Genomic DNA, 12,842 nt, shown 5'->3' on the forward strand with positions numbered 1-12,842 from the left:
ATAACATGGGAGATAAACCGATATCTTTTCGTGATGCTGATGGTAATTTTGTTTCAGCAGCAGATGTTTGGAATGAAAAAAAATTAGAAGAATTGTTTAATCGTCTCAATCCTAATCGTGCTCTTAGATTAGCTCGAACAAAACAAGAAAATCAATCTTAGTTAAGAAGATAGAGATACCCGTGTCAGTCTAGACACGGGTATTTATTATTATTCATCAAAGAAGAAAGGTGGAGCGAATTTTTTAAGTTCATTAAAACAATTTTGAGCCGCGTCAGCGTCTTCACAGATAATTAGGCAAACATCATCTCCACAAAGTGTTGCAATAGAATCAGGGAAATTTAGAGAATCAATAATAGAGCCAAATGAATGAGCCAAGCCAGGTAGGGTTTTTAATAGGACTTGGTGTTGAACTGGACGCATTAAAACAAGGCCATCTTCCATGAAGATTTCAAGGCGCTTTTCCCATTTTGAGGTTGATCCAGTATTAAGTACGTAGTAAGAATTATCTTCTTCTCTTACTTTAGATAAATTCATACTCTTAATATCTCGTGAGAGAGTAGCTTGTGTAACTTGAATATTATTATCAGCAAGAAGAGACTGTAACTCAGCTTGAGTATGTATTTTAGTTTTGCTAACTAGAGCCCGAATAAGTTGATGTCTGTGTTCTGATTTATTCATAAAGTGTTTACTCCTTTTGACAAGGTAAAGTAAGCATGGACTGAGCGAGATCGACAGTCAGGTGGTAAGCGGTATTGTCACGTATTGTCATTTCAAAGTCAGTTGTGTAAAGGACCAATCTGATATTATATCCTTCTTCTAACTTGTAAATAATTGGTTGCAGTTCTAAATGGATATCTATCTATTTAGCTGCGTGGATGTCCTCAATTGTTAGCAAATCCTGTCAATTTTGCAAATTAAGGTAGTCTTTTGTCACGACTTGTTATGTAATTGCACTAGATTACAATTTACTGGGGTTGTCCAACATATGGTATTGAACATTATCGATAGTCCTTCCAGACTGAACTGTTGGATAGGGTTGTTGATTTTTTGTCCAAGTTCAAGCAGGCGGATTATCATAATTTCTTATTTGGTCTTGATTTGATACAAGATTTATGTTTAGTTCGACTATCATGTGGAAATATTTGATTCTAGGAAAGCAAATGATCATGTGATTGACTTTTCTTTGGAATATTTCCGTATTGAAAGTCTGATATATTATACCTTTTGACAAGGTAGGATAAGAGTAGACTGTTCAAGATCAACAGTCAGGTGGTAAGCGGTATTGTCACGTATGGTGATTTCAAAGTCAGTAGTATAGAGGACTAAACGGAGAGTGTCTCCTTCTTTTAACTTGTAAATAGTTGGTTGCAGTTCAAACTGGATATCCATCCATTGATCTGCAGTTATATTCTCTACTAACAGTAAATCATTTCTATTCTGTAAGTTGAGGTAGCCTTTTGTCACGACTCGTTGTTCATTTTCACGAAATGGCAATTCACAGAGATTTTCCAGCATATGATAGCGACCGTTGTCAATGGTTTTAGCACTTAAAATAGCTGGATAAGGTTGTAGGTATTTCTTTTGACCAAGTTCCAGTAGTTGAGCAGATAAAATACCTTTGTTTGTGCTGGATTTGATGCGAAGATTTAGCTGAGCTCGACCGTTCAAGTGAAGATCTTTAGTCACAGGAAGGTCAAGTGTAATTTGGTTTGCTTTCCCTTGATAAAGTTCCGTATTGAAGGTCTGGTATGTCTTACCATAACGCTCAAAATCCTTATCTGAGTACTGGTTTTGAATAACTTGCTCTTCTTGACCAAGTGCGAAGGTTTCAAAGTTATCTTGCTCACCGAAGGTATCAAGTGATAGCCAAGTCTGAGGAGCGGTATTATCCTGCCAGATAACAGTAGGAAGTTGATAATCCGTTTCCTGTCCCAATAATTTCTTAGCCAATAAGGCATTCATGGACTCACGGAAATCAATGGATTGCCAGTTATTCATGTACACATGGGCACCATTATGGAAAAAGAGATGCTTGTTTATATGAGCAGGAAGGGCGTGAAACATCTGGTAAACATGAAGTGGTTTGACATTCCAATCCTGAGAACCATGAGTAAAGACAACATCAGCATTTACCTTATGGGCATTGAGCAGATAGTTACGGTCATGCCAAAACTGATTGTAGTCACCAGATTTGCGATCTAACTGCTCTTTTACTTTTTCTAAGTCAGCTTGGTGAGGCTCATTACCACGGATATAGTCACCAGCCAAGAGATTACGAGAGTAGGTTAGTTCAGCAAGGGAGTCAAAGTCCTCACCTGGATAACCACCTGGGCTAGTTACTAGACCGTTTTCACGGTAGTAGTTGTACCACGAAGAAATACCAGCCTCGGCAATAATAACCTCTAAACCATCTACACCTGTAGTCGCAAGACCATTGGACATGGTGCCTAGATAGGAAAGTCCAGTTGTAGCTACTTTTCCGTTTGACCAGTCAGCCTTGACTTGACGTTGGCGCGTGTGGTCAGTGAAGGCACGACAACGACCATTAAGCCAGTCGATGACATTTTTATAAGCCTCAATTTGCTGGTAGTCCCCGTTAGTCATGAAACCAGTAGAGTCTTTGGTACCGACACCTGAAACATAGAGATTGGCAAAACCTCGTGGAAGGAAGTAGTCGTTGAGTGTATAGCTAGAGTTGATGTGCGTTAGCTTTTCCTCAGCTTCTGCCACAAGCTCAGCTTGACCATGAGGTTGGACGAAATTTAATTGAGGTTCTTCTAGATCAATCTTGTGTGCAGGTTTAACCTCAAGCTCGCCCTCCATCTTGTAAAGAGCTTTGTCGCTAGCTTTGTCATTTGTTCCCTGATGATAGGGACTGGCTGTCATGATAGCAGGGATTTGCCCATCAAAACGAGGCCGAATAATGCTGACCTTGACTAGGTCTGGAAGACCTTTTTGGTCAGTATCGACACGAGACTCAACGTAAACGACTTCTCGAATGATATCATGGCTAGAAAAAGTAGCCAAACTCTTGCCGTTAAAGTAGTGATAGTCATTATCCTCAGGAATAAGACCGTCACTGACAAGTTGGTCGATAAGATTATTTCCCTTTTTGGTACGAGTATTGAGCAACTGATAGAGATTTTCAATCAAGTCACCATATACAATAGGAAATCCAGTCTCTTTACGAAAAACATCACTGTCTTCAAAGTCAATCAAGTAAGAAAAACCTAAGAGTTGAAAGGCTACAGTATAGAAAATATCTGCAGTCAAATCCTTTTCTGACTGAAAAAAAGTCAGTAAGTCAGTTTCTTTATCAACTGCTAAACTGGACAGAGGATAGGTACTATCTTTATAATTAAAAAAGAAACGAATAAGAAACGCTTCAAGCATTTTTTTATTTGTAATGTTGACTGGAAAATTAAATCCATACTTTTTTAATTCAAAGATGATTGTATCTCTAGGTAGCGTAAAATAGCTAAATTGATTAAAACGCATAAAACCTCCTATTAATGAAATATATTAAGGTTATTATATCAAAAAATAGAGAGAAAAGAAACTATAAAAGTTCATAGAAATTATAATAAATAAAAATAAGTATTTATAAAAAAACATGTAAAATGATAAGCTTAAATACAAAAATATTAGTGATACTTTTGATAATCGTGCAAGGATTGTCTAGTCAACTAGGATTTGAGTTATTAAACATTAAAGCATCAGTAATACTAATAGAAATTTAAAGAAAATGGTATAATATAGTGAGAACGAACGATAGAGGAGAAGTGTAAATTGATCGCACAACTAGATACAAAAACAGTCTATAGTTTTATGGATAGTGTCATTTCAATCGACAAGTATGTGAAAGTAGCAAAAGACTATGGCTATACTCATTTGGCTATGATGGATATTGACAATCTTTATGGTGCTTTTGACTTTCTAGAGATTACAAATCAATATGGCCTTAGCCCCTTACTTGGGGTTGAAATGACTACACTAGTTGATGGGATTGATCTTAATCTGCGTTTTTTAGCGCGATCTAGTCTGGGTTATCAACAGTTGATGAAGCTCTCTACAGCTAAGATGCAAGGTGAGAAAGATTGGTCTGTCCTATCCCAGTATCTATTTGATATCGCGGTAATTGTTCCTTATTTTTCTGGTATTGAAAACCTTGATTTAGGTTGTGATTACTATATTGGTGTTTATCCGGAAACCTTGGTAACAGAATTCAATCGTCCTATTTTGCCCCTTTATCGTGTCAATTCTTTTGAAAAAAATGATAGGGAAGTTTTACAAGTCCTAAAAGCAATTAAAGAAAATGTTCCTTTGAGAGAAGTTCCAATGCCCTCTCAACAAGATGTGTTTTTATCAGCCAAATCTTTAAAAAAATTGTTTCAAGAACGCTTTCCTCAAGCTATTGAAAACTTGGAGAATCTTATTTCAACTGTATCTTATGATTTTGATACTAGTTTGAAACTACCTCGTTTTAATCCGAATAGACCAGCAGTAGAAGAATTGAGAGAACGAGCAGAGCAAGGACTAGCTCAAAAAGGTTTGTTTGGAGACAAGTATAAGCTACGCTTAGAAGAAGAATTGGCAGTCATCCATGATATGAGATTTGATGACTATTTCTTGGTTGTTTGGGATTTGCTTCGTTTCGGAACTAGTGAAGGCTACTATATGGGTATGGGACGGGGTTCTGCAGTTGGTAGTTTAGTTGCCTATGCTCTTGATATTACTGGAATTGATCCTGTAGAGAAAAATCTGATTTTTGAACGTTTTCTTAACCGTGAACGCTATACTATGCCGGATATTGATATTGATATCCCTGATATTCATCGTCAAGATTTTATTAAGTATGTTGGTAATAAATATGGTAGTAAACATGCTGCTCAAATTCTTACTTTTTCAACCTTTGGTGCCAAGCAAGCGCTTCGTGATGTTTTGAAACGTTATGGGGTACCAGAGTATGAATTGACAGCAATCACAAAAAAAATTAATTTTCGTGATACTCTTAAGACGGCTTATGAGGGGAATCTCCAGTTTCGCCAGCAAATCAATAGTAAACTAGAATATCAAAAAGCTTTTGAAATTGCTTGTAAGATTGAAGGATATCCAAGACAGACGTCGGTACATGCTGCTGGTGTGGTAATCAGTGACCAAGATTTAACAAATTACATTCCTCTAAAACATGGTGATGAAATTCCCCTAACACAGTATGATGCTCACGGTGTTGAGGAGAGTGGTTTGTTAAAAATGGACTTTTTAGGTCTCCGAAATTTAACCTTTGTCCAAAAAATGGCAGAATTATTGAAAGAATCAGAAGGAATTCATCTAAACATAAAAGAAATTAATCTAGAAGATAGAGCAACTTTGGAGCTTTTTGCTTCTGGTAATACAAAAGGGATCTTCCAATTTGAACAAGCTGGAGCCATACGTTTACTTAAGCGTGTGAAACCAGAATGTTTCGAAGAAGTAGTAGCAACTACTTCATTAAATAGACCAGGGGCTAGTGATTACATCAATAACTTCGTCGCTAGAAAACATGGTCAGGAACAAGTGACTGTGTTAGATCCAGTTTTAGAAGATATTTTAGCTCCCACCTATGGAATTATGCTGTATCAAGAGCAGGTCATGCAGGTTGCTCAACGCTTTGCAGGATTTAGTTTGGGGAAAGCTGATATTTTAAGGAGGGCTATGGGGAAAAAAGATCCAGTAGCTATGCATGAAATGAGGGCTTCCTTTATTCAAGGTTCAGTAGAACATGGTCATAGTAAGGAAAAAGCAGAACAAGTTTTTGATGTGATGGAAAAATTTGCGGGTTATGGCTTTAACAGATCTCACGCATATGCTTACTCTGCTCTAGCTTTTCAATTAGCTTATTTTAAAACCCATTTTCCAGCTATCTTTTATCAAGTATTGTTGAATGCTTCTAGCAGTGATTACCTCACAGATGCTTTAGAGATGGGATTTGAAGTAGCGCCATTAGATTTAAATACGATACCTTATCACGATAAAATCTCAAACAAAAAGATCTATCTTGGCTTAAAATCTATTAAAGGAGTTAGTAAAGATCTTGCCCTTTGGATCATTGAAAATAGACCTTTTTCAAATATTGAGCATTTTATTTCCAAGCTTCCTAAAAATTATCGTAAAATTCCTCTTCTTGAGCCACTAGTAAAAGTTGGACTATTTGATTCATTTGAACAAAATCGCCAAAAAGTATTTATAAATTTACAAAACTTATTTGATTTTGCAGAGATACTGCAAGGTTTATTTGGTGATTCCATTTATAATTGGCTAGATTCTGATGATTGGACTGAACAAGAAAAATTTTACCAAGAATATGAACTTCTTGGAGTAGGAATTAGTAAGCATCCGCTACAAACGATAGCAAAAAAAGCTATTTATCCTATAACCTCAATAGCACAATTAACAGATAACTTAACTTGTATTATATTGGTTGAAATTCAAAAAATTAAAATTATTCGAACCAAAAAAGGCGAAAATATGGCCTTTTTACAAGTTGATGATAGTAAAAAGAGACTAGATGTGACCTTATTTTCTGAAATATATAGAAAAGAGGGGCATGAACTTAAAGAAGGTGGCTTTTATTATATAAAAGGGAAAGTACAGTCTCGTGATGGTCGTTTGCAAATGATTGCACAAGAAATCAGAGAAGCAGTAGCAGAGCGATTTTGGATACAAGTTAAAAATCATGAAAATGATCAAGTAATCTTTCAAATTTTAGATGATTTTAAAGGTCCAATTCCAGTTATAATAAGGTATGAGGAGGAAAAACAAACAATTATCAGCTCTAAACATTTTGTAATGAAATCTCCTGAGTTAGAGTCAAAATTAAATGGAATTGTTATGAAAACGATTTATCGCTAAAATTACGGAAAATAGAAGAATTTTCCAATTAATTGTGATATAATCAGTTAGAATGTTAAAAGAAAAAGGAGCATAAACCAAATGAAACGTATTGCTGTTTTGACTAGTGGTGGAGACGCCCCTGGTATGAATGCTGCCATTCGTGCGGTAGTTCGTCAAGCAATTTCAGAAGGAATGGAAGTATTTGGTATCTATGATGGATATGCTGGTATGGTTGCTGGTGAAATTCATCCCTTAGATGCAGCTTCAGTAGGAGACATCATTTCTCGTGGTGGTACTTTCCTTCACTCAGCTCGTTACCCAGAGTTTGCTCAACTTGAAGGGCAACTTAAAGGGATTGAGCAATTAAAAAAACACGGGATTGAAGGTGTAGTTGTTATCGGTGGTGACGGTTCTTACCACGGTGCTATGCGTTTGACTGAACACGGCTTCCCAGCTATCGGTCTTCCTGGTACAATCGATAATGATATCGTTGGTACTGACTTCACAATCGGTTTTGACACAGCAGTTACTACTGCTATGGATGCTATCGATAAGATTCGTGATACATCATCAAGTCACCGTCGTACTTTTGTTATCGAAGTTATGGGACGTAACGCTGGTGATATCGCTCTTTGGGCTGGTATTGCAACTGGTGCTGATGAAATCATCATTCCTGAAGAAGGCTTCAAGTTTGAAGATATCGTAGAGAGCATTAAATGTGGTTATGAGTGTGGTAAAAAACACAATATCATCGTCTTAGCAGAGGGTGTTATGTCTGCTGCTGAATTTGGTCAAAAACTTAAAGAAGCTGGAGACACAAGTGATCTTCGTGTAACAGAACTTGGACATATCCAACGTGGTGGTTCTCCAACTGCGCGTGACCGTGTATTGGCTTCTCGTATGGGAGCACATGCTGTTAAACTTCTTAAAGAAGGTATCGGCGGCGTTGCGGTAGGTATCCGTAATGAGAAAATGGTTGAAAACCCAATTCTTGGTACTGCAGAAGAAGGGGCATTGTTTAGCTTGACTGCAGATGGTAAGATTGTGGTTAACAACCCACATAAAGCAGATCTTGAGCTTTCAAACTTGAATAAAAGCTTATCATAATCCATAATTTAGTTAACTAGACCAAAAAGGTCATATATATAAAGGAGTCACAAAAATCATGAACAAACGTGTAAAAATCGTTGCAACTTTGGGTCCTGCGGTTGAAATCCGTGGTGGTAAAAAATATGGTGAAGATGGATACTGGAGTGGAAAACTTGATGTTGAAGCTTCAGCTAAAAATATTGCTAAATTGATTGAAGCTGGTGCAAATACATTCCGTTTCAACTTCTCTCACGGTGACCACCAAGAACAAGGTGACCGTATGGCAACTGTTAAACTTGCTGAAAAACTTGCAGGTAAAAAAGTAGGTTTCCTTCTTGATACTAAAGGACCAGAAATCCGTACAGAATTGTTCGAAGGAGATGCAAAAGAATACTCTTACACAACTGGTGAAAAAATTCGTGTTGCAACTAAACAAGGAATTCAATCAACTCGTGAAGTAATTGCATTGAACGTTGCTGGTTCACTTGATATCTATGATGATGTTGAAGTTGGACGCCAAGTTTTGATTGACGATGGTAAACTTGGTCTTCGTGTAGTTGCGAAAGATGATGCAACTCGTGAATTTGAAGTTGAAGTTGAAAATGACGGTGTTATTGCAAAACAAAAAGGTGTAAACATTCCTAACACTAAAATTCCTTTCCCAGCACTTGCTGAACGTGATAACGATGACATCCGCTTTGGTCTTGAACAAGGAATTAACTTCATTGCGATTTCATTTGTCCGTACTGCAAAAGACGTTGAAGAAGTTCGTGCAATCTGTAAAGAAACTGGAAACGGACACGTTCAATTGTTCGCTAAAATTGAAAATCAACAAGGTATTGATAACTTGGATGAAATCATCGAAGCTGCTGATGGTATTATGATTGCTCGTGGTGACATGGGTATCGAAGTACCATTCGAAATGGTTCCAGTTTACCAAAAAATGATTATCACTAAAGTTAACGCAGCTGGTAAAGTCGTTATTACAGCTACAAACATGCTTGAAACAATGACTGAAAAACCACGTGCGACTCGTTCAGAAGTATCAGACGTATTTAACGCTGTAATCGATGGAACTGATGCTACTATGCTTTCAGGTGAGTCTGCAAATGGAAAATACCCACTTGAGTCAGTAACTACAATGGCTACAATTGATAAAAATGCACAAACTCTTCTTAAAGAGTATGGACGTTTGAACTCTGATAATTTCGAGCGTAACTCTAAGACTGAAGTTATGGCTTCAGCAGTTAAAGACGCTGCTAACTCAATGGATATTAAATTGATTGTAACTCTTACTAAGACAGGTCACACAGCTCGTTTGATTTCGAAATACCGTCCTGATGCTGACATCTTGGCATTGACATTTGACGAATTGACTGAGCGTGGATTGATGTTGAACTGGGGTGTTATCCCAATGTTAACAGATGCTCCTTCATCAACTGATGACATGTTTGAAATCGCTGAACGTAAAGCGGTTGAAGCAGGTCTTGTTGAGTCAGGTGATGATATTGTTATCGTTGCTGGTGTTCCTGTTGGAGAAGCTGTTCGTACAAACACAATGCGTATCCGTACAGTACGCTAATCAAAATGAAAAAGAGCCTATCATATCAAGCTTTATCGCTTGTGTGATAGGCTATTTTTGTTTTGATATTTATTTATTGATAACATTTATTAAAAATTATAAAGGATGGAAAAAAGACAGAAATTATGATATACTTTAATGTAGGACCTTTTTAGAAATTTTGAAAGAGTATTAAAAATTTAAAATGAAAAAAATTGTTATCAATGGTGGTTTATCATTAAAAGGTGAAATCACCATTAGTGGTGCAAAAAATAGTGTAGTGGCCTTAATTCCAGCTATAATCTTGGCTGACGATGTTGTGATCTTGGACTGTGTTCCTGATATTTCTGATGTTGCTAGTTTGGTTGAAATAATGGAATTAATGGGAGCAACTGTTAAGCGTTATGATGATGTTTTGGAGATTGATCCAAGAGGTGTGCAAAATATTCCTATGCCTTATGGCAAGATAAATAGTCTTCGCGCATCTTATTATTTTTATGGTAGCTTACTAGGCCGATTTGGTGAGGCTACAGTAGGGCTTCCAGGTGGATGTGACCTCGGTCCTCGACCAATCGACCTTCATCTAAAAGCTTTTGAAGCGATGGGAGCTAAGGTGAGTTATAAGGGAGATAATATGAATTTATCTACCCAAGGAAAACTTCTTCATGGTGCGAGCATCTATATGGACACCGTTAGTGTTGGAGCAACTATCAATACAATGATTGCTGCAGTAAAAGCTAAAGGACGGACTATCATTGAAAATGCAGCTCGTGAACCTGAAATTATTGATGTCGCAACCCTTTTGAATAATATGGGAGCTCATATCCGAGGAGCTGGGACGGATATTATTACTATTGATGGAGTTGAAAAACTTCATGGTACTCGTCACCAAGTGATTCCAGATCGTATTGAAGCAGGGAGCTACATCGCATTGGCTGCAGCAGTCGGTAAGGGAATTCGTATTAATAACGTACTTTACGAACACTTAGAAGGTTTTATTGCCAAATTGGAAGAAATGGGTGTTCGAATGACTGTTTCAGAAGATAGTATCTTTGTTGAAGAGCAAGCTAATTTAAAAGCAATTAATATTAAAACAGCTCCATATCCAGGTTTTGCTACAGATTTACAACAACCAATTACTCCTCTTTTGCTCAAATCTGAAGGTCGTGGTACTATTGTCGACACGATTTATGAAAAACGTATAAATCATGTTTTCGAATTAGCAAAGATGGATGCGGATATTTCAACAACTAATGGTCACATTTTATATACTGGTGGTAATAGTTTGCGTGGAGCAAGTGTTAAAGCTACTGACTTGAGAGCCGGAGCTGCATTAGTGATTGCTGGATTGATGGCTGAAGGACAAACAGAAATAATAAATGTCGAGTTTATCTTACGTGGTTATTCAGATATCATAGAAAAATTACGTAATTTAGGAGCAGATATTGCACTAGTTGAGGACTAAACCGTTGAGGTGTTTATGAATATTTGGACCAAATTAGCAGAGTTTTCTTTTTTTGAGACGGATCGCTTGTATTTGCGTCCTTTCTTTTTTAGTGATAGCCAGGCCTTCTATGAGATTGCTACAAATCCTGAAAATTTACAATTCATATTTCCAAGTCAAACTAGTTTACAAGAAAGCCAATATACACTGGCTAATTATTTTATGAAATCACCTTTGGGTGTTTGGGCTATTTGTGATCAGGAACATCAGCAAATGATTGGTTCAATTAAGTTTGAAAGACTTGATGAGATAAAAAAAGAAGCTGAAATAGGTTATTTTTTGAAAATAGATTCCTGGTCCAAGGGGTACATGACTGAAGTTGTTCGAAAGCTTGTCCAACTTTCTTTTGAAGAATTAGGTTTAAGGCAATTATCTATTATTACTCATGTAGAAAATAAAGCGAGTCAAAAAGTTGCTCTCAAAGCTGGATTTAGTCTTTTTCGTCAGTTTAAGGGAAGTGATCGTTATACAAGAAAAATGCGCGATTATCTTGAATTTCGATATGTAAAAGGAGAATTCGATGAGTAAACATCAGGAAATTCTAAGTTATTTGGAAGAATTACCAGTTGGTAAGCGTGTTAGTGTCCGCAGTATCTCTAATCATTTGGGAGTTAGTGACGGAACAGCCTATCGTGCCATCAAAGAAGCTGAAAATCGTGGAATAGTGGAGACTCGTCCTCGTAGTGGTACAATTCGTGTTAAATCGAAAAAAGTAGCTATTGAAAAATTGAATTATGCAGAAATAGCTCATGTTACCTCATCTGAAGTTTTAGCTGGAAAAGAAGGTCTAGAGAGGGAATTCAGTAAGTTCTCTATCGGAGCTATGACTGAGCAAAATATTTTATCCTATCTTCATGATGGAGGATTATTGATTGTAGGAGACAGGACTCGTATCCAACTTCTTGCATTAGAAAATGAAAATGCTGTTCTTGTGACAGGAGGTTTTCGTGTAAATGAAGAAGTATTACGACTTGCTAACCAAAAAGGAATTCCTGTTTTAAGAAGTAAACATGATACTTTTACAGTAGCAACTATGATTAACAAAGCTCTGTCAAACGTACAGATTAAAACAGATATCTTAACAGTAGAGAAACTTTATCGACCAAGTCATGAGTATGGATTTCTTCGGGAAACAGATACAGTAAAAGATTATCTAGATTTGGTACGGAAAAATAGAAGTAGCCGTTTTCCAGTGATTAACCAACACCAAGTTGTTGTTGGTGTTGTAACCATGAGAGATGCTGGTGACAAGTCTCCCAGTACAACTATTGATAAGGTTATGACACGTAGTGTTTTCCTTACTGGTTTAGCGACCAATATTGCTAATGTTAGCCAAAGAATGATTGCAGAAGACTTTGAGATGGTTCCAGTGGTACGAAGTAATCAAACCTTACTTGGTGTCGTTACTAGAAGAGATGTTATGGAAAAGATGAGTCGCTCTCAAGTTTCAGCTCTTCCAACTTTTTCAGAACAAATTGGACAGAAACTTTCTTATCATCATGATGAAGTGGTCATTACAGTAGAACCATTTATGCTAGAAAAAAATAGAGTTCTTGCAAATGGTGTACTGGCAGAAATTTTGAGTCATATGACACAAGATTTAGTTGTCAATAGTGGACGTAGTCTTATTATTGAACAAATGCTTATTTACTTTTTACAGGCTGTCCAGATAGATGATACTTTACGTATCCAAGCTCGTATCATCCATCATACAAGACGATCTGCTATTATTGATTATGATATTTATCACGGTCATCAAATTGTTTCAAAAGCAAATGTAACGGTAAAAATCAATTAGAATCTTATTTAGAAA

Annotated in this window: 10 protein-coding genes; 7 read left to right on the forward strand and 3 right to left on the reverse strand. The window is 36.8% G+C overall.

Going from position 1 to position 12,842, the window contains the following annotated elements:
* Positions 1–5: 5 nt before the first annotated feature.
* The gene (locus HMPREF1117_RS05635; protein ID WP_007556696.1) at positions 6–161 is read left to right on the forward strand and encodes a hypothetical protein; all 156 of its coding nucleotides are present in this window, start codon (positions 6–8) and stop codon (positions 159–161) included.
* A gap of 48 nt (positions 162–209) precedes the next feature.
* On the opposite strand, the gene HMPREF1117_RS05640 is transcribed toward HMPREF1117_RS05635, so the two are convergent.
* From HMPREF1117_RS05640 to HMPREF1117_RS05645, 3 genes are all read right to left on the reverse strand, one after another.
* Positions 210–680 (reverse strand): arginine repressor, encoded by a 471-nt coding sequence (locus HMPREF1117_RS05640; RefSeq protein WP_001043023.1) that lies wholly within the window; start codon positions 678–680, stop codon positions 210–212.
* 7 nt (positions 681–687) lie between these two features.
* Positions 688–861, reverse strand: a complete 174-nt coding sequence (locus HMPREF1117_RS12105; RefSeq protein WP_081480258.1) for a CocE/NonD family hydrolase C-terminal non-catalytic domain-containing protein — start codon at positions 859–861, stop codon at positions 688–690.
* A gap of 356 nt (positions 862–1,217) precedes the next feature.
* Entirely contained in the window at positions 1,218–3,500 is a 2,283-nt protein-coding gene (locus HMPREF1117_RS05645; RefSeq protein ID WP_001211993.1) for a Xaa-Pro dipeptidyl-peptidase, read from the reverse strand.
* Between the two features lie 291 nt (positions 3,501–3,791).
* On the opposite strand from HMPREF1117_RS05645, the gene HMPREF1117_RS05650 reads away from it, so the two are divergent.
* From HMPREF1117_RS05650 to spxR, 6 genes are all read left to right on the forward strand, one after another.
* Complete coding sequence (locus HMPREF1117_RS05650) at positions 3,792–6,893, forward strand: DNA polymerase III subunit alpha (RefSeq protein ID WP_000561489.1); 3,102 nt, start codon at positions 3,792–3,794, stop codon at positions 6,891–6,893.
* Positions 6,894–6,974: 81 nt separating this feature from the next.
* Entirely contained in the window at positions 6,975–7,982 is a 1,008-nt protein-coding gene (gene pfkA, locus HMPREF1117_RS05655) for a 6-phosphofructokinase (RefSeq protein WP_000820861.1), read from the forward strand.
* A 58-nt stretch (positions 7,983–8,040) separates the two neighbouring features.
* Positions 8,041–9,546: a pyruvate kinase gene (pyk, locus tag HMPREF1117_RS05660; protein ID WP_001042834.1), complete on the forward strand. Its 1,506-nt coding sequence runs from the start codon at positions 8,041–8,043 to the stop codon at positions 9,544–9,546.
* Between the two features lie 184 nt (positions 9,547–9,730).
* Positions 9,731–10,990, forward strand: a complete 1,260-nt coding sequence (locus HMPREF1117_RS05665; protein ID WP_000724902.1) for a UDP-N-acetylglucosamine 1-carboxyvinyltransferase — start codon at positions 9,731–9,733, stop codon at positions 10,988–10,990.
* Between the two features lie 15 nt (positions 10,991–11,005).
* Complete coding sequence (locus tag HMPREF1117_RS05670) at positions 11,006–11,557, forward strand: GNAT family N-acetyltransferase (RefSeq protein WP_001028716.1); 552 nt, start codon at positions 11,006–11,008, stop codon at positions 11,555–11,557.
* On the forward strand, positions 11,550–12,827 hold the full coding sequence (spxR, locus tag HMPREF1117_RS05675; protein ID WP_000033815.1) for a CBS-HotDog domain-containing transcription factor SpxR: 1,278 nt from the start codon (positions 11,550–11,552) through the stop codon (positions 12,825–12,827). Before HMPREF1117_RS05670 ends, spxR begins: the two co-directional genes overlap by 8 nt.
* Positions 12,828–12,842: the final 15 nt, after the last annotated feature.

Source organism: Streptococcus sp. SK643, from assembly GCF_000259505.1.
GTDB lineage: Bacteria > Bacillota > Bacilli > Lactobacillales > Streptococcaceae > Streptococcus.

Coding starts and splice junctions, on each gene's coding strand:
- HMPREF1117_RS05635 (WP_007556696.1), top strand. CDS start 6: ATGGGAGATAAACCGATATCTTTTCGTGATGCTGATGGTAATTTTGTT.
- HMPREF1117_RS05640 (WP_001043023.1), bottom strand. CDS start 680: ATGAATAAATCAGAACACAGACATCAACTTATTCGGGCTCTAGTTAGC.
- HMPREF1117_RS05645 (WP_001211993.1), bottom strand. CDS start 3,500: ATGCGTTTTAATCAATTTAGCTATTTTACGCTACCTAGAGATACAATC.
- pfkA (WP_000820861.1), top strand. CDS start 6,975: ATGAAACGTATTGCTGTTTTGACTAGTGGTGGAGACGCCCCTGGTATG.
- pyk (WP_001042834.1), top strand. CDS start 8,041: ATGAACAAACGTGTAAAAATCGTTGCAACTTTGGGTCCTGCGGTTGAA.
- HMPREF1117_RS05665 (WP_000724902.1), top strand. CDS start 9,731: ATGAAAAAAATTGTTATCAATGGTGGTTTATCATTAAAAGGTGAAATC.
- HMPREF1117_RS05670 (WP_001028716.1), top strand. CDS start 11,006: ATGAATATTTGGACCAAATTAGCAGAGTTTTCTTTTTTTGAGACGGAT.
- spxR (WP_000033815.1), top strand. CDS start 11,550: ATGAGTAAACATCAGGAAATTCTAAGTTATTTGGAAGAATTACCAGTT.